19 protein-coding genes are annotated in these 17,348 nt (G+C 61.8%); 9 read left to right on the top strand and 10 right to left on the bottom strand.

The features are described from left to right. Positions 1-2: 2 nt before the first annotated feature. Together BCF46_RS19715 and BCF46_RS05680 are read left to right on the top strand one after the other, a co-directional pair. Positions 3-176, top strand: coding sequence for a hypothetical protein (locus BCF46_RS19715; RefSeq protein WP_170157869.1), 174 nt, complete (start codon positions 3-5; stop codon positions 174-176). Beyond that, positions 176-1,366, top strand: coding sequence for a vWA domain-containing protein (locus BCF46_RS05680; RefSeq protein ID WP_121022631.1), 1,191 nt, complete (start codon positions 176-178; stop codon positions 1,364-1,366). The genes BCF46_RS19715 and BCF46_RS05680 overlap by 1 nt, the downstream gene beginning before the upstream one ends. A 60-nt stretch (positions 1,367-1,426) precedes the next feature. Here the strand turns inward: BCF46_RS05680 and BCF46_RS05685 are convergent, their stop codons facing one another. Beyond that, a complete protein-coding gene (locus BCF46_RS05685) occupies positions 1,427-1,723 on the bottom strand; it encodes a hypothetical protein (protein ID WP_121022633.1) in 297 nt (98 codons plus the stop codon). A gap of 291 nt (positions 1,724-2,014) precedes the next feature. Here BCF46_RS05685 and BCF46_RS05695 point away from each other — a divergent pair, with 291 nt between their 5' ends. Continuing rightward, positions 2,015-2,707 carry a M48 family metallopeptidase gene (locus BCF46_RS05695; protein WP_121022637.1) on the top strand — a complete coding sequence of 231 codons (693 nt, stop codon included), beginning with the start codon at positions 2,015-2,017 and terminating at the stop codon, positions 2,705-2,707. Here BCF46_RS05695 and BCF46_RS05700 read toward each other — a convergent pair. The 4 genes from BCF46_RS05700 to BCF46_RS05710 form a co-directional block, all read right to left on the bottom strand. Continuing rightward, positions 2,704-3,243: an RSP_2648 family PIN domain-containing protein gene (locus tag BCF46_RS05700; protein WP_121022639.1), complete on the bottom strand. Its 540-nt coding sequence runs from the start codon at positions 3,241-3,243 to the stop codon at positions 2,704-2,706. The two genes, BCF46_RS05695 and BCF46_RS05700, sit on opposite strands and share 4 nt — an antisense overlap. Beyond that, complete coding sequence (locus tag BCF46_RS05705; RefSeq protein WP_121022641.1) at positions 3,243-4,454, bottom strand: RSP_2647 family RNA methyltransferase; 1,212 nt, start codon at positions 4,452-4,454, stop codon at positions 3,243-3,245. The genes BCF46_RS05700 and BCF46_RS05705 overlap by 1 nt, the downstream gene beginning before the upstream one ends. Positions 4,455-4,651: 197 nt before the next feature. Continuing rightward, the gene (locus tag BCF46_RS19720) at positions 4,652-4,810 is read right to left on the bottom strand and encodes an RSP_7527 family protein (protein ID WP_170157870.1); all 159 of its coding nucleotides are present in this window, start codon (positions 4,808-4,810) and stop codon (positions 4,652-4,654) included. Positions 4,811-4,939: 129 nt separating this feature from the next. After that, a complete protein-coding gene (locus BCF46_RS05710; RefSeq protein WP_121022643.1) occupies positions 4,940-5,701 on the bottom strand; it encodes an HpcH/HpaI aldolase family protein in 762 nt (253 codons plus the stop codon). 85 nt (positions 5,702-5,786) lie between these two features. Between BCF46_RS05710 and BCF46_RS05715 the strand changes: the two genes are divergently transcribed. The 5 genes from BCF46_RS05715 to BCF46_RS05735 all read left to right on the top strand — a co-directional run bounded on the left by BCF46_RS05715 (position 5,787) and on the right by BCF46_RS05735 (position 10,578). Then, entirely contained in the window at positions 5,787-6,797 is a 1,011-nt protein-coding gene (locus BCF46_RS05715; RefSeq protein ID WP_121022645.1) for a ligase-associated DNA damage response exonuclease, read from the top strand. After that, on the top strand, positions 6,794-7,678 hold the full coding sequence (locus BCF46_RS05720; RefSeq protein ID WP_121022647.1) for an alpha/beta hydrolase fold domain-containing protein: 885 nt from the start codon (positions 6,794-6,796) through the stop codon (positions 7,676-7,678). The genes BCF46_RS05715 and BCF46_RS05720 overlap by 4 nt, the downstream gene beginning before the upstream one ends. Further along, the gene (locus tag BCF46_RS05725; RefSeq protein ID WP_121022649.1) at positions 7,675-9,270 is read left to right on the top strand and encodes an ATP-dependent DNA ligase; all 1,596 of its coding nucleotides are present in this window, start codon (positions 7,675-7,677) and stop codon (positions 9,268-9,270) included. The genes BCF46_RS05720 and BCF46_RS05725 overlap by 4 nt, the downstream gene beginning before the upstream one ends. A 37-nt stretch (positions 9,271-9,307) precedes the next feature. After that, positions 9,308-10,213: an amidohydrolase family protein gene (locus tag BCF46_RS05730; protein WP_245989867.1), complete on the top strand. Its 906-nt coding sequence runs from the start codon at positions 9,308-9,310 to the stop codon at positions 10,211-10,213. A gap of 71 nt (positions 10,214-10,284) precedes the next feature. Next, positions 10,285-10,578, top strand: a complete 294-nt coding sequence (locus tag BCF46_RS05735; RefSeq protein WP_121022653.1) for an SCP2 sterol-binding domain-containing protein — start codon at positions 10,285-10,287, stop codon at positions 10,576-10,578. Here BCF46_RS05735 and BCF46_RS05740 read toward each other — a convergent pair. The 5 genes from BCF46_RS05740 to BCF46_RS05760 form a co-directional block, all read right to left on the bottom strand. Then, on the bottom strand, positions 10,575-11,351 hold the full coding sequence (locus tag BCF46_RS05740; protein WP_121022655.1) for a gamma-glutamyl-gamma-aminobutyrate hydrolase family protein: 777 nt from the start codon (positions 11,349-11,351) through the stop codon (positions 10,575-10,577). The two genes, BCF46_RS05735 and BCF46_RS05740, sit on opposite strands and share 4 nt — an antisense overlap. A gap of 131 nt (positions 11,352-11,482) precedes the next feature. Beyond that, positions 11,483-11,911: a GlcG/HbpS family heme-binding protein gene (locus tag BCF46_RS05745; protein WP_121022657.1), complete on the bottom strand. Its 429-nt coding sequence runs from the start codon at positions 11,909-11,911 to the stop codon at positions 11,483-11,485. 37 nt (positions 11,912-11,948) lie between these two features. Further along, on the bottom strand, positions 11,949-14,108 hold the full coding sequence (locus tag BCF46_RS05750) for a malate synthase G (RefSeq protein ID WP_121022659.1): 2,160 nt from the start codon (positions 14,106-14,108) through the stop codon (positions 11,949-11,951). A 108-nt stretch (positions 14,109-14,216) separates the two neighbouring features. Beyond that, complete coding sequence (locus tag BCF46_RS05755; protein ID WP_121022661.1) at positions 14,217-14,360, bottom strand: DUF2256 domain-containing protein; 144 nt, start codon at positions 14,358-14,360, stop codon at positions 14,217-14,219. A 75-nt stretch (positions 14,361-14,435) separates the two neighbouring features. Beyond that, positions 14,436-14,639 carry a hypothetical protein gene (locus BCF46_RS05760; protein ID WP_121022663.1) on the bottom strand — a complete coding sequence of 68 codons (204 nt, stop codon included), beginning with the start codon at positions 14,637-14,639 and terminating at the stop codon, positions 14,436-14,438. A gap of 116 nt (positions 14,640-14,755) precedes the next feature. Here BCF46_RS05760 and pepN point away from each other — a divergent pair, with 116 nt between their 5' ends. After that, positions 14,756-17,308, top strand: coding sequence for an aminopeptidase N (gene pepN / locus BCF46_RS05765; protein WP_121022665.1), 2,553 nt, complete (start codon positions 14,756-14,758; stop codon positions 17,306-17,308). Positions 17,309-17,348 lie beyond the last annotated feature (40 nt).

Consider the following 17,348-nt stretch of genomic DNA (forward strand, 5'->3'; position numbering starts at 1 on the left):
AAATGGCCCCTCTCATCGGTATGCTGATCGGCGCGCTACTTGGCGCGGCCTTGGCAAAACGCAAAGGCGGCAACCGCCTCGACATGGCGCAATATGCGGGCGGGTTCGCCATCATCTTCGGCCTGATCGGGCTGTTCGTCGCCATCTATCTGGCCCGCGCCGCCGTCGCAGCCTGATGTTTCTGCCCTTCTTCGACAACCTGCGGGCAGCCAAAATCCCCGTCAGCTTGCGCGAATATCTGGCCTTCCTCGAAGGCATGCAGGCGGGCCTCGTCACCTATGACATTGACGGGTTCTACTACCTCGCCCGCACCGTAATGGTGAAGGACGAGCGGCATCTGGACCGCTTTGACCGCGCTTTCGCCCATACATTCCAAGGGCTTGAGAAGATCAGCCCCGAGGACGTTCTGGAAGCGATGGACCTCCCCGAAGACTGGTTGCGCAAGATGGCCGAAAAGCATCTCAGTGCCGAAGAACGCGCGGAAATCGAAGCCTTGGGCGGCTTCGACAAGCTGATGGAGACGCTGAAAAAGCGTCTGGAAGAACAAAAAGGCCGCCACCAAGGCGGCAACAAATGGATCGGCACCGCTGGCACCTCGCCTTTCGGTGCCTATGGCTACAACCCCGAAGGCATCCGCATCGGCCAGGACGGCTCCCGCCACCAGCGCGCGGTCAAAGTCTGGGACAAACGCGAGTTTCGCAACCTCGACGACACCATCGAGCTTGGCACCCGCAACATCAAAGTCGCCCTGAAACGCCTGCGCAAATGGGCCCGCGACGGGGCGGCAGAAGAGTTGGACCTGAACGGCACGATCCAAGCCACCGCAGAACACGGCTACTTAGACGTCAAAACCCGCCCCGAACGGCGCAACGCCGTCAAAGTATTGTTGTTTTTAGACATCGGCGGCTCCATGGATCCGCATATCCGCGTCGTGGAAGAGTTGTTCAGCGCCGCGCGCACCGAATTCAAACACATGGAGCATTTCTACTTCCACAACTGCCTCTATGAAGGCGTGTGGAAGGACAACTCCCGCCGCTGGAACGAGCAAATCCCGACCCATGAAATCCTGCGCACCTACGGCTCCGACTACAAATGTATCTTCGTCGGCGACGCCTCCATGTCCCCCTATGAAATCGCCTATCCCGGCGGTGCGAACGAGCACATGAACGCAGAGTCTGGCCAAGTCTGGCTGGAACGCGCCCGCGACCAGTGGCCGAGCCATTTGTGGATCAACCCGCTGGAGCACCGCTTCTGGCGCTACACGCAGTCAATCAGGATGATCCAGCAAATCTTTGGTGCGGATCGCATGGTGCCGATGACCCTTCAGGGCATCGAGGCGGGCATGAAACAACTGACCCGCGGGTAACAAAAAAGCCCCCCCGTTTCCGGAGGGGCCTTTGGTCTCGGGAGAAGACCGTCGGGGAACTTAGTAGTTAACGCGCTCAGCTGCCGAGTCGTTGCCCAGTGCGAAGAAGGACAGCAAGTCGGTGCTCGTACGAGTTGCTTGGCCTGCGGACACGTCCACGGTGCTTTCAGCGACCGAGTCGTTGGCTTTTGCGCCAGCAAGTTGAGATTGGAAGATGTTGCCGGTCGAGGTCTCGCCAACAGTGCGTTCGGCGGCAGAGTCGTTACCAAGCGCAAAAAAGGCTTGTGCATTGCTCACGTCAGCGAAAGCTGGTGCGGAAACGGTCAGGGCGATGGCGGCTGCGATGATGGTTTTCATAGTATGTACTCTCTTTTGTTTGTTTTCAGACTGTTGTCTGATGTGTGTGTCGGCGTGTTGCCGTTTGATGAGACTAATATGGGGCATACCACTTCGCGCTTCAACGCAATTTTTTTGCCAAATATGTGAGTTTTCGTGCGAATACGCACACTAAAGTTCGCGCCCACGCGCAACAGGTAACGCCCGCGTGAGAAGCCGATCACAAACCGTGAGACGGGTGAAATACCGTGCGAATCCGCGATTCCCGGATAGGGCTTGCCTGCATGCATGTCGCGCCCCATATCTAAGCGTATGCTGAAGCTGACCCCGATCCTGATCGCCATCATCTACGCGCTGGTGATGTACAAGTTCTCCGCGTGGAACACCGCGCGGACGCTGGATCAGCAATCGTCGCTCCTAGATGATCCGGAACTGGACCTACTCAACCTCGACATGGCTGGTGCGTTAGACCTGCCCAAAATCAAGGTCCATATCTACGAGATCGAGCCGATCAACGGCCTCGCCGCCCCCGACGGGCGCATCTTCATCACCCGCGGTTTTTTCAACAAGTATAAAGACGGATCGGTCAGTGCCGCCGAAATGGCCTCCGTCATCGCGCATGAGCTGGGTCACGTCGCCTTGGGCCATTCGCGCCGCCGGATGATCGACTTCTCCGGCCAGAACGCCATTCGCGTGGCCCTTGCCACCGTGCTGGGCCGCTTCCTTCCCGGCATTGGCATCTGGATCGCCAATATGCTCACCACCATGCTCGCCGCTCGCCTGTCGCGCAGTGATGAATACGAGGCCGACGCCTATGCCTCCGCCCTGCTCACCAAGGCGGGTATCGGCACTGCACCGCAAAAATCGCTGTTTCTGAAACTGGACAAGCTGACGGGCAGTCTTGGCGCGGGAACCCCTGCGTGGCTCCTGAGCCACCCCAAGACGGCTGAACGCATCGCCGCCATCGAGGCACGCGAAGCCAAATGGGGCGTGACCAAAACCTAACCGATCGCCTTGCCCAGCCGCGGCAACCGCGCGCGCTTCATCAAGGCGCGCAGCTCCAGCGCTTCCCCCGACATCTCGCAGGCCACTTTATATACGCCTCGGACAACCTGCTCCACGGCTTCCGGCGTCTCGAACCACAGCTCCATCATGAACTCGTCGGGGCTAAGGCGCTTCAAGCCTTCAAAAGCCAGTGTCTGGCGTGGAAAGTCTTTGGCGTTCATCGTCACGATCACATCCGCTGATCCGGCAATCGCCGCCGCCAAAACATGAATGTCGTTCTCGTCCGGCAAATGCAGCCGCGCCATGTCCCCGTCACGGGGCCGCACGCAGGCATTTGGAAACTGCGCCTTCAGCACCGCCACCTCGCCCCGCGCTTGCACTTCCGCCCCCGGCCCCAGCTTGACCGTCGCCCGCGCCCATTCCTCCAGAATGCGTTCGGACCACAACGCCTCGTACAAGCCCAACCCCGCGCAGCCCACCAGCACTTCGCGAAGTACGGTGGGGTAGATCACGCAGGCGTCAAGCAGCGCGCGCATCAGTCGAGGCGCAGGAAAATGGCCTTGAGGTATCCGCTTTCCGCCAAGGCGGGATGCAGCGGGTGGTCCGCACCGGCAGAGCCTGTGTGGATGATCTGCGCTTGACGCCCTGCTTTGCCAACGCCGCGCAACGACGCTTGGCGAAACTTGGTCAGGTCCGCCGCGTGGCTGCACGAGCACAGCACCAGATACCCGCCCGGCTTTACCAGCTTCGCCGCCATAGAGCCGACGCGGCTATACGCCGTCAGCCCGTTCGACAGCGCCTGCTTGTTGGGTGCAAAAGCTGGCGGGTCGGCCACGACCAGATCATACAGCTCGCCTTCGCTGGCCAGCGCTTCCATCACCTTGAACGCATCGCCCTTACGGGTCGCAAACTTGTCCGCCACGCCGGACGCTTCCGCGCCTTTTTCGGCCAGTGCCAAGGCCGGCTCGGAGCCGTCAACGGCCAGCGCGGACGATGCCCCCGCCGCCAAAGCGGCCAACGAGAAGCCTCCCACGTGAGAGAACACGTCCAACACGCTCCCGCCGCGCGGCAACTTCGCCGCCCAAGCGTGGTTGTCGCGTTGGTCAAAGAACAGGCCGGTTTTCTGGCCGTCCACCACATCCGCCATATAGGTCGCGCCATTCATCGGGACTTCGATCAGCCCCTCATGGCCGCCGATCAAGGTTGTTGACACGTCATCCAACCCTTCCAGCCCGCGCGCACGACCCGCAGCGTTCTTAATAACAGTGGTAGCACCGGTAACCTCGACCAAGGCCGCGGCCAAACCTTCGCAGGCGGTCTCGGCCCACGCGGCGTTCGGTTGCATCACCAGCACGTCGCCAAAACGGTCGACGATCACCCCCGGCAACCCGTCGGCCTCGGCGTGGATCAGGCGATAGAACGGCGCGTCATACAGATGCTCGCGCAAATCAAGCGCGCGGCGCACGCGGGCCACCAGCCAGTCCTGATCCAGCACGGCTTCGGGGTCGCGGTCCATGACGCGGCAGATGATCTTGGACTCGTTGTTGATGGTGACCACGGCGATTGGCGCGCGGTCGCTATCCTCCAACACAGCCAGCGATCCCGCCTCAAGGCGGCGGGCGCGGCGGTCGGTGACCAGCTCGTCTGAATAGACCCAAGGGGCGCCGCCACGGATGGTCAGGGCGTTGGCCTTCGGCTTCAGGCGGATGACAGGATAGGGTGAGGCGGAAAAAGGGGAGGATGTCATATCCTCCCCTTAGTCGGTATTTTCGTCAGGCGAAAGCCCGTCTGTGCGTCGCATCTCGCCCAGCGAGCGCTTTGATATCTTGGGATGTGATCACCGACCGGCGTGCCAGAACGACAAAATCCCGGCCCGCCATAGTCGCGGAACCGGGATTTTGACCAAGCTCTTCCGGCCTTGAGTAAGGCCAAACAGCAGTGGAATTAGGCGGTTTTGGAGCCAGCCAAAGTAGGCGCGGAGAATTTTGCAACGACCCAAGCCCGGGCGGAAGCAATCATTTTGGCAGTATATTCAGCGCGCAGTTTGCGGGCTTCACGTTCAATGGCTTCAACATCGATGTTTTCAGAGTTTTCGAATTTCATTTCAACAGTCCTTCTTGATCCGTTCGTTGGATCATAGATAGGTCAGCCCTGTTGCAGTGACATCCGCCAAAACCCGTATTACCGCCATGCAACAGACGCATAGCTGTTGCGTAAGCCTTTGACCCTACGTCATTCGTCTTGCATGTCGGCTACAGCCGCCCGCGCACCCGCCAGCATCCATGCGTGTTCCGACGCCATCACGAACACGTTGAAGCCATAGCCCTCCCACGCTTTTGCCGTCTGCGCATTCGGCACCCAGGTCACATAAGCCACTCCGGCCTTGCGGGCCGCATCGCCCACCCGCGTCATCGCCTCTTTCAGCTCGTCGTTGTCCACGGAGGTCGCGCCATAGGCCACCGAAAGGTCCGCAGGGCCGATGAACACACCGTCAACGCCCTCAGCGCCCGCGATGCCGGCAATATCCTCGACGCCTTCCGGCTCCTCGATCTGTGCGATCACGACAGTCTCTGTGCGCGACTGCTCCAACACCTCCGCCATGGAACGTGTTGCGTAGCCCGCCCAACGGGTCGAGCCCGCGAAACCGCGTCCGCCGCGCCCGAACCGCGCGGCCTTGGCTATCGCGCGTGCTTTCTCGGCGCTGTCCACATGCGGCACCACGATGCCCACGGCCCCCGCATCCATCACCTTCAGGATGTCATCCTCACCACCTGCGGGCACCCGCACCAGTGTCGGAAAATCCAGCGCCCGCGCCACTGCAAGGCAGGCGTCCAGCCGCATCCGGTCAAACGGCGCGTGTTCGGCATCGAGACAAATGAAGTCGAGACCGGACTTAGCCAGTATCTCCACCATCTCCACCGAAGGCGTCTTGACGAACGTGCCAAGCAGGCGGTCCCCCGATGCCATCCGCGCTTTGAAATCAGAAAATCCCATGACCGTCCCCTTTTGACTATTCACACTATCAATACGCCAAAAACCAGCACTGGCAACCAATCCTGCCCCTGCTAAGTTGAGCGTCATGGTTTTGCAATTCCAACCCGAAGGCATCTACTGCCCCGCAGGCGATTTCTACATCGACCCGTGGCGTCCGGTCCCCCGTGCGTTGATCACCCATGGCCATTCCGACCACGCCCGCTGGGGCCATGGCAGCTACCTCGCCACCAAGGCCGCTGCCCCCGTCATGCGTCTTCGCTTGGGTGACATCTCGCTCGATACCGTCAACTATGGCGAAACACGCCAGATCGGTAAGGCTCGCGTGTCCTTCCACCCCGCAGGCCACGTCCCCGGCTCCGCCCAGATCCGCGTCGAAGTGGATGGGGAGATCTGGGTCGCCTCCGGCGACTACAAAACCACCGATGACGGCTTCTCCGAGCCGTTCGAGCCGGTTCCCTGTCACGCCTTCATAACCGAAAGCACGTTCGGACTGCCGGTGTTCAAATGGGACGCCCAAGACGACGTCATCACCCAGATCAACGCATGGTGGGCAGCAAACAAGGCGGCGGGGCGGTTCTCCATCCTCGGGGCCTATGCCTTGGGCAAGGCGCAGCGCATCCTAGCCAATGTGGACACCTCCATCGGCCCGACCCTGACCCACGGCGCGATCGAGAACACCAACGCGGTGCTGCGTGCGCAAGGCTTGTCCCTGCCCGACACAATCCGCGTGACCCCTGACACGGACATAAAGGCCAACGCAGGCGCATTGGTCCTCGCGACGCCATCGGGCATGAACTCCACATGGGTGCGCCGCTTCGGGCAGGCCTCCACCGCCTTCGCGTCCGGTTGGATGTCGATGCGCGGCCACCGACGCCGCCGCTCCGCCGACCGCGGTTTCGTGATGAGCGATCACGCCGACTGGGACGGGTTGAACGCCGCAATCAAGGCCACAGGGGCGGAGCGGGTTTTCGTCACACACGGCTACACGTCCCAGTTCGCCCGTTGGCTGAACGAGCAAGGCTATGACGCGGGCGTCGTGGAAACCGAATACGAAGGCGAAAGCCTCGACGCGGCGGATGCAGAGGTCGTCGAATGACGTCCCGCAGCCAAAAGCTGTTCAACGGCTTCGCCCGCTACATCGAAAAACCGCTGCTTGCCAAGATCAAGGACCAGCGCCAGCTGGCCCGCGTGCTGGACGGCCTCGCGGTCGGCGGGATGCGCCCCTTGCGCGGCACCAACAAAGCCTTCCTGCACATGCCGAACTTCTGCATCCGCCGGATGATCCCGAACACGGCACAGGGCAATCTGCTGCTCTATTTCCACGGCGGCGGGTTCACAATCGGATCGGCTTATTCCCATCGCTGGCTGGCCGCCCGCATCGCCGCCGGTATCGGGGCGGAGGCATGGCTGCCCGACTACCGCCTTGCGCCCGCCCATCCCTATCCCGCTGCCCCCGAGGACTGCATCGCCGCCTACAAACTGGCCCTGACCTGCTTCGAGCCGCAGCGTATCGTGCTCGGCGGCGACAGCGCGGGCGGCACGCTGGTGCTCAACACCGTGACCCGCATCGCGGCCCTCGGCCTGCCCCAGCCCGCCGCATTGGCGCTGCTGTCGCCGCTGACCGATCTGGCGCATACCAGCCCCAGCCGCATAGAGTTCCGCGACACGGATATGCTGCTGCCCCACCAATGGGTTAGGCGCTGCATGCCTGCCTACCTTTCAGACAGCGACCCAAAAGACCCCGACATCTCGCCTGCCTATGCGGACCTCTCCATGGCCCCGCCCACGGCGCTGCATGTGGCAGAGGGAGAGATGCTTTATGACGACGCGGCCCATCTGGCAAACGCCCTACCTGACGTCGATTTCCAGACATGGACAAACGTCCCCCATGTCTGGCAACTCGCCGCCGGATGGACGCCGGAGGCCGACGCATCCGTCCTGCATCTGGTCGAAAAGCTGCGAGCGCACCTGCCATGAAGCGCTTTGCAGACCTGTTTACCGCACTGGACCAGACCACCAAGACCAACGCCAAGGTGGCCGCCCTCGCCGCCTATTTCCGCGACGCCCCTGACAGTGATCGCCTGTGGACCATCGCGCTGTTGTCCGGTCGCCGCCCCAAGCGCGGCGTGACCACGACACTCCTGCGCGAATGGGCCGCGGAGGTCGCGGACATCCCGTTGTGGCTGTTCGAGGAATGCTACCCAATCGTCGGTGACCTGTCCGAGACCATCGCCCTCGTCCTGCCCCCCGCCACAGGACGCCGCGACCGCACCCTGACCGATTGGCTGGAAACCGTCCGCGACCTTGGCGTGCTGGACATGGAGGCCAAAAAACAAACTGTGCTGGACGCATGGTCCACCCTGCCGCCCATCGAGCGTTTCCTGTTCAACAAGCTCATCACCGGTGGCTTGCGCATCGGGGTCAGCCAGAAGCTGATGACCCGCGCGCTGGCACAGGCCACCGAGATCGAGGAAGCCACGCTCGCCCATCGCCTGATGGGTGACTGGACGCCCGCCACGACCACGTTCCACGACCTGATCGAGGCGCATGATCCCGAGGCCGACGCCTCCAAACCCTACCCGTTCTACCTTGCCTACCAGTTAGAGGACCTCGACGCCCTCGGCCCGCCCTCCGACTGGCGGGCGGAACGCAAATGGGACGGCATCCGTGGCCAGCTTATCATCCGCCAGCGCCAGCCCTATCTGTGGTCGCGCGGCGAGGAGTTGATCACCGACCGCTTCCCCGAATTTGCCATCGCCCCAGACTTCATCCCCGACGGCACCGTCTTTGACGGGGAGCTTCTGGCATGGGATCACGCTACCGACACGCCACAAAACTTCAACGCGCTGCAAAAACGCATCGGGCGCAAGACCGTGCCGAAAAAGCTGCTGAAAGACGCGCCGGTGATCCTCTACGCCTACGACCTGCTGGAGCAGGACGGCGAGGACCTGCGCACGCACCCGTTGGACGACCGCCGCGCGCGGCTCACCGCCCTGATCGACACGCTACCATCGGACGCGCCCCTGCGCCTGTCCGCCCAACTGCCGTTCCAGACATGGGACGACCTCGCCCAAATCCGCGCCACCTCCCGTGACCATGCCGCAGAAGGCTTGATGCTGAAACGCGGCGACAGCCTCTACCTGTCTGGCCGCAAAAAAGGCGACTGGTGGAAATGGAAGGTCGACCCGCTGACCATCGACGCGGTGATGATCTATGCGCAGGCGGGCTCCGGCAGACGCGCGGGCCTCTATACCGACTTCACCTTCGCGGTGTGGAACGGCAACGAGCTGACCCCGTTCACCAAGGCCTATTCAGGCCTCACCGATGCGGAGTTCCGCAAGATCACCGCATGGGTCAAGAAGAACACTCTACAACGTTTCGGCCCCGTGCGTCAGGTCACCCCCGAGCATGTGTTCGAGATCGCCTTCGAGGGCATTCAGGCCTCCCCCCGCCACAAATCCGGCGTCGCCCTGCGCTTCCCGCGCATGCTGCGCTGGCGGCACGACAAGCCGGTGCAAGAGGCCAACACACTGGACGATCTCAAGGAAATGTTGGACACCTACGGCTAACGACCAAATCCGCCAATCCAACGCCATCGGTTTCATCTTGGCAAAAATATTCCCCCCGGAGGGTCCAATGCTCCCCACCAGCGCCCCGCCCAACGCGGCCAACACACCCCGGCAAAAAGCCCCCCAAGGCGCGGTCGACAGCCATATCCACATGCTCGCCGCAGCATCCGAATTCCCCTTATGGGAAAACCGCGTCGAGAACCCCGCCGAAGGCCTCGACATGGACGGCTTCATCGCGCGCTACCGCGCTCAGATGGACACCCTCGGCATCGCCCGCACGGTGGTCGTCCATTCCATCCTCTATGGCGGCGACAATGCGGTCACACTGGAGGCCATCCGCCGCCTTGGACCCGACACCACCCGCGGCGTCGCCCTGCTGCCCGACGGCGCACCCGAGGCCAAACTGGACGCGCTGGCCGCCGCTGGCGTCAAGGCGCTGCGGCTCAACTATATCCATGGCGGCATCCTGACATGGCAGGGCGCAAAGGCACTGGCACCTGCACTGGCCGCGCGGGACATGCACCTGCAAATCCTCGCCTCCGCCAATCGCCACATCCCGGAGATTGCCGACGACATCCGTCGCTTGCCCTGCCCCGTGGTGGTCGATCACATGGGCTGGCCAGATCTGGCACGCGGCACGGATGATCCCGGCTTTCAAACCCTGTGTCGGTTGCTGTCGGAGGGCCACGCTTACGCCAAGCTCTCCGCGCCCTACCGCGTCTGCGCGCCGCCGTTCACCGAGGCCACCCCCTTCGCCGCAGCCCTTGCGCAGGCCAACCCCGAGCGCTGCCTCTGGGGCTCCGACTGGCCGTTCATCATGCTGGCGGATGCGGCGATGCCCGATGCCGGCACGCTGCTCGACCGCTTCCACGACGCCGTATCGGGAAACGCGGATCGTCAGCGCATCCTCGTGGACAATCCGGTGGCGCTTTACGGCTTCTGACGCGACGTCGGGCTTGCGCAAGACGGGGCTTGGTTCAAACTGACGCGCACGTCACTTCGAAAGGCCCGCCCATGTCCAGCTTCGACAGCTTCATCGACATCGTAAACACCAAGGCAAAGGGCGCTATCAAAGGCACGGCCAAGTTGGTGGTGATCGACCACGGCGCGATCATCCTGTCTGAACATGGTGCCGCCGAAAGCGCCACAGAGGCCGAAGCCGACGTCACCCTCAAAGCGACCGAGGCCGTCTTCCGCGCGATCCTGAGCGGCGATCAGAACCCAATCACTGCTGTCATGAGCGGTAAGCTGAAGGTGGACGGCAACCAGATGCGTGCGCTGAAGGTCAGCGAAATCCTGACCTCTTAGGCCAGTTTCAGAACCTGAGGACGCGCGCCCGCAGCCCATGCGGCTGCGGCATCGCCGAATGCCTTGAACAATACCTGCGACACCTGATCCTGCGCCGCGCGGTATTCCGGATGCCATTGCACCGACAGGCTGAACCCCGGTGCGTCCTTGATATAGATCGCTTCCGGCGTACCATCGGGGGCCAAGCCGTCGATCACCACGCGTTCGCCAGCGGTTTTGATCCCCTGCCCGTGCAGGGTGTTGGTCATAACCTCTTGCGCACCCAGCAATTGGTGAAACGGACCGCCTTCGGTGAAGGTCACCACGTGGCGCAGCTCGAATTTTTCGTCCAGCGTGCCGTCTGGTGGCATCCGGTGGTTCATCCGCCCCGGCAGATCACGAATTTCTGGGTAGAGCGTCCCGCCCATGGCGACATTCACTTCCTGAAACCCGCGACAAACGCCGAATATCGGCTGACCTCGCTCAATGCAGGCACGGATCAACGGGAGGGCGATCCGGTCGCGCGACCGGTCAAATGCCCCATGCGCCTCCGTTTCGGCCTCGCCGTATTCTTCCGGATGTACATTCGGGCGACCGCCCGTGAACAGGAAGCCGTCGCAGGCCTCCAACAAATCTTGGACATCGGTGAGGGAAGGGCAAGAGGGCACGATCATCGGCAACGCACCAGAGACCTCGGCGATCGCTTGGCAATTCATGCTACCCGCCGCGTGGGCAGGATATTCGTCATTGATCAAATACGAGTTGCCAATAATGCCAACTACGGGGCGCGCCATAACTCTTAGTCTCCGTTAACCCTTCAGCCTACATGTAGCCCAAGTCCAATCGCAGGTATAGACGCGCCCGCGCACAGACCCTCTGCATGCGGGCAAAAGCTCAAGTTTTATGCGCATTACCTTAGGGCAGCTTACCCGTCGCCGACCAATCCGGCAGCCTCGATCCCCGCCAACGCGGCAATCAAATCATTGTCGGAGCTGTCACCCGTGACACCGACGGCGCCGATCACGTCACCTTTTTTGTCACGCAACAGCACGCCACCGGGTACCGGTACGACCGCACCTCCGAAAACGCCATTCACTGCGTTCATGAAATACGCCTGCTGCTCGGCCCGCGCCATCTGCGATGTGCCGGACATGCCCAACATTACTGCGCCGTAAGCCTTACCGCGTGCGATGTCGAAACGTCCCGGAGACGCGCCGTCTTCACGCTCGAACGCCTGCACATGGCCACCCGCATCCAGCACCACGACCGAAAGCGGCTTTAGCTCCAACTCTTGGCCCCTTGCGATGGTCTTGCGAACAATCGTGCGGGCCTTGTTCAGTGAAATTCCAGCCATGGTTCTGCCTCCTGTTTTGGTGCGTTAAGCGAAAGTCTTAAAGGCTGGCCTTCAACTCCAGTCGGCGGGCATGAAGGACAGGTTCGGTATAGCCCGAAGGCTGAACGCGGCCCTTGAACACAAGATCACAGCACGCTTGAAACGCGATCCCGTCAAAGCTCGGGGCCATCGGCATGTAGCTCGCATCACCCGCATTCTGTTCGTCCACTACAGCGGCCATTTTCTTCATGGCACCCATAACCGCGTCCTCGGACACCACGCCATGATGCAGCCAGTTGGCCAGTGCTTGGCTGGAAATCCGGCAGGTCGCGCGGTCTTCCATCAGGCCCACATCGTTGATATCCGGCACTTTGGAGCAACCCACGCCCTGATCGATCCAGCGCACCACATAACCAAGGATGCCTTGCGCGTTGTTCTCGACCTCGCGCATGATTTGCGCGTCGTTCCACATCTGGTAGGTCGCCAGCGGGATGTCGAGGATCGTCTCCACATGCGCGCGCCGCCCACCCGCTTTCAGCTTCTCCTGCACCGCGAACACGTCGACCTTGTGGTAATGCAGCGCGTGCAGGGTCGCGGCCGTCGGTGACGGCACCCAAGCGCAGTTGGCACCGGCTTTCGGGTGCTCGATCTTCTGCTCCAGCATCGCGGCCATCTGGTCGGGGATCGCCCACATGCCCTTGCCGATCTGTGCGCGACCCGACAGGCCACATTCCAGACCGATATCGACATTGCGGTTCTCGTAGCCGCCGATCCACGCCTTACGCTTGATGAAGTCCTTGCGCGAGAAGGCACCTGCCACCATCGAGGTGTGGATCTCATCGCCGGTGCGATCAAGGAAGCCGGTGTTGATGAACGCCACGCGTGATTTGGCGGCAAAGATGCATTGCTTGAGGTTGACCGACGTGCGGCGCTCCTCATCCATGATGCCTAGTTTCACGGTGTTGGCGGGCAGGCCCAGAACTTTTTCCACACGGGTGAAAATCTCGTCCGCGAAGGCCACCTCTTCCGGCCCGTGCATTTTCGGCTTCACCACATAGACCGATCCGTTGACGGAGTTCCGCAGACCTTCGGTCTTTTGCAAATCATGCATGGCGATCAGCGTCGTCACTATCGCGTCCATCAGCCCCTCATAGACCTCGCCGCCATCACGGTCGAGCACGGCGGGGTTGGTCATCAGGTGACCGACATTGCGCACCAGCATCAAGGCGCGGCCTTTGACGACCACATTGCCACCATCGGGTGCGGTGTAGGTCATGTCGTCGCGCAGCTTGCGGGTGATAGTCTTGCCGCCCTTCTCCACGCTTTCAGCCAAGTCGCCCTGCATCAGACCCAGCCAGTTGGAATAGGCTTGCACCTTGTCTTCGGCATCGACGCAAGCCACGGAATCTTCGCAATCCATAATGGCCGACATGGCACTTTCAAGCCGCACATCCGCAAGGCCCGCCTGGTCGTGTTTGCCGATGAAATGCGTGCTGTCGAACACCATCTCCACATGCAACCCATGGTTGCGCAGCAGTATCGCGTCAGGGTTGCCAGCGTCGCCCTTGTAGCCCACGAATTTCGACGGGTCCGCCAGCTTTTTGCCGTCGGCCAGCAGCGCACCATCGCGCACTTCGTAGCTTTTCACGTCGGCGTGGCTGGTGCCTTCCAGCGGGAAAGCCTCGTCCAGAAACACCCGCACGCGCGCCACCACGCGAGAGCCGCGGCCCTTGTCGTATCCACCTTTCGGCGGCAGCGTTCCCATAGCGTCGGTGCCGTAGAACCCGTCATAAAGACTGCCCCAGCGGGCATTGGCCGCGTTCAGCGCATAACGCGCGTTGGTAATGGGCACCACCAGTTGCGGGCCGGGGACGGAGGCGATTTCGGGGTCCACATTGGCCGTGTCGATCTGGAAGTCCTCGCCCTCGGGCAGCAGATAGCCGATCTTGGTCAGGAACGCCTTGTAGGCGGCATGGTCATGCGGCTTGTCGCGATTCTCGATATGCCACGCGTCGATCTGCGATTGCAGCGACTCGCGCTTTTCCAGCAGCGCCTTGTTCTTCGGCCCCAACTCATGCGCAATGTCCGAGAAGCTCTTCCAGAAATCATCCGCCGCGATGCCGGTTCCGGGCAGTGCTTTGGTTTCCACGAAGTCAGCCAGAAGGCTATCCACCTGCAAACCGTGCTTGTCTGTGCGCGTGACGGAGGTCTTGGTCATCTCGGGGTCCCTTTCGATGGGCGGGTGGCGTGTCTGAATACAATCGTATGCTGTCTAGAAAAAAAGTTTCCGATAGGCAACAAGATTGGGCCGAAACACCTGCCGACCTCAGCCCTTGGCGTTGCGGCACCGCTCGGAGCAGTAGCGCACCTCGTCCCACACCAACGCCCACTTCTTGCGCCACGCGAAGGGTCTGCCGCAGGTGGCGCAGGTCTTCGTTGGTAGGTCTGATTTCTTCCGCATACGAGCCATATCCGGCACCCTGACAACAAAAAACCGGCCTGCCAATGGCAGACCGGCCCCGAGTTGCGTCGGTAGTCGAGGGGACTAGTCGGTCGCAACCGCGGAAGCGTCTCCGGTACGGCCGTCAACTTGAACCTCGGCACCCTGCGGCTCGCCGCCTTGGTACACGGTCCAGCCGATCAGCGCCGCAAGCAGCACACCTGCGAGGACAAGGGCGCCCGCGATGCCGGTCAGCGGCCCCTTGTGCTGGCGCTGCTGCTTTTCCAGATTTGTGTTTGGTGAGGACATTGATGTTCTCCTTCCAATATGGCTGTCGGGCGCGCGCAATCCGGTTGCGTGGCCCGCTTCACAGACCTAACGTGCCAGCGCGACATAAGTTCCCTGATTTGTCGAACGGAGCCCCCATGAAAGACGCCAGCCCTGCCACCGCCCCTTTGGAAATCTTCCTCAGCGACTACACCCCGCCCGCCTATCTGGTCGACACGGTCGAGCTGGTGTTCAAGCTGCACCCCACCGCCACGCGGGTGCTGTCGAAGATCGCGTTTCGGCCAAATCCCGATGCTGCGGACCGGACGTTCTACCTGCATGGCGAGCAGCTCAAGCTGATCTCCGCGACCATCGACGGCAAGGACGCGAACGCCAAGGTCACCGATCTGGGCCTCACCGCGCAAGCCCCCGACGCGCCGTTTGTCTTCGAGGCCGAGGTTGAAATCAGCCCGCAGACCAACACCGCACTGGAAGGTCTCTACATGTCGAATGGCATGTATTGCACCCAATGCGAGGCGGAGGGCTTTCGCAAAATCACCTACTACCCCGACCGCCCCGACGTAATGGGCGTCTTCACCGTGACCATCGAAGGCGACGAGGCTGTAAAGCTGTCCAACGGCAACGACCTTGGCGGCGGCAAGTGGCACGACCCATGGCCCAAACCCGCCTACCTGTTCGCGCTGGTCGCGGGCGATCTTGTCAACCACCCCGACAGCTTCACCACAATGTCCGGCAAACAGGTGGAATTGAACATCTGGGTCCGTCCGGGCGACCTGAACAAATGTGCCTTCGGTATGGATGCGTTGAAACGCTCGATGAAATGGGACGAGGAGGTCTATGGCCGCGAATATGACCTCGATCTGTTCAATATCGTCGCCGTGGATGACTTCAACATGGGCGCGATGGAAAACAAAGGCTTGAACATATTCAACTCTTCCGCCGTTCTGGCGTCCCCTGAGACCTCCACAGATGCAAATTTCGAACGTATCGAGGCGATCATTGCCCATGAGTATTTCCACAACTGGACCGGCAACCGCATCACCTGCCGCGACTGGTTCCAGCTGTGCCTGAAGGAGGGCCTAACGGTCTATCGTGACAGCCAGTTCACCGCCGACGAACGCTCCCCCGCCGTCAAGCGGATCGAGGACGTCATCGCCCTGCGCGCGCGGCAGTTCCGCGAGGATAACGGGCCTTTGGCGCATCCCGTCAGGCCCGAAAGCTTCGTAGAGATCAACAACTTCTACACAGCCACCGTCTACGAAAAGGGCGCCGAGGTGATCGGTATGCTGAAAACCCTGATCGGGGATGACGCTTATTACAAAGGCTGCGACCTGTATTTCACCCGCCATGACGGGCAGGCTTGTACCATCGAGGACTGGCTGGCCTGTTTCGAGGAGGTCACCGGCCGCGACCTGACCCAGTTCAAGCTGTGGTATTCACAAGCTGGTACGCCGCGCGTAGCAGTAAAAGAGTCATGGAAAGACGGCACTTACACGCTGACCTTCACGCAGCACACGCCGCCCACACCGGGGCAGGACATCAAAGACCCCAAGGTGATCCCCATCGCCGTGGGTTTGCTCAACGAGGCGGGCGAGGAAGTCCAAGCGACCCGCATTTGCGAGGTCACCGACGAGGTCCACGCCTTCCGCTTCACCGGCCTTGACGCCAAGCCGATCCCGTCGATCAACCGCGGCTTCTCCGCCCCGATCATTCTGGAGCAGGACCAAGACAACACCACCCGCGCTTTCCTTTTGGCCCATGACACCGACCCGTTCAACAAATGGGAAGCGGGCCGTGCGCTGGCCCGCGACGTGATGATCCGCATGGTCACCGAGGACGCGACGCCGGACCAAGCCTATCTGGACGCGCTGCTGGCCGTCGCCCGCGACGACACGCTGGACCCCGCGTTCAAGGCTTTGGCGTTCTCCACCCCGTCTGCCGACGACATCGCACAAGCGCTGTTTGACGGCGGCGTGACGCCCGACCCGACGAAAATCTACCACGTCACCCAGACCCTGCGTCAATCCGTGGCCCACGCGATGCAGGACACCCTGCCCCGCATCTATGCGGAAATGCAGGTGGACGGCCCGTTCTCGCCCGATGCAGAGGCCGCTGGCAAACGCGCTTGGGGCAATGTCGCGCTGTCCTTGCTGACCCGTCTGGACGGCGGCGCACAAGCCCGCGCGCAGTTCGAGAGCGCGGATAACATGACCCAGCAACTCTCTGCACTTGGGGCGTTGCTGCGGGCGGAGGTTGGCGAGGAGGCCAGTCAGGCATTCTATGACCAGTGGAAGGATGACCGGCTGGTGATGGACAAGTGGTTCGCCATGCAGGTCAGCTACGCCAAGCTGGACGCCGCCCCCGCGACTGCCAAGGCGCTGACCGACCACCCCGATTTCGACATGACCAACCCCAACCGCTTCCGCGCGGTGTTCGGGGCGTTGGCGGGCAATACGGCTGGGTTCCATTCGCCCGACGGCTCCGGATACGCGCTTCTGGCGGACTGGCTGATCAAGCTCGACGCCAAAAACCCGCAAACTGCCGCCCGCATGTCCACCGCGTTTGAAACGTGGAAACGCTATGACGCCGACCGCCAAGCAATGATGCGCGAGGCATTGGAACGGATGAAGGCCGCCCCGAACCTCAGCGGCGATCTGTTGGAAATGGTCACCCGCATCCTCAACGCCTAACAGTCATAGTTCAGCCCAAATCCGCATTATAAATGACGGG

The sequence above is a fragment of the Litoreibacter meonggei genome (assembly GCF_003663885.1).
Taxonomy (GTDB): domain Bacteria; phylum Pseudomonadota; class Alphaproteobacteria; order Rhodobacterales; family Rhodobacteraceae; genus Litoreibacter; species Litoreibacter meonggei.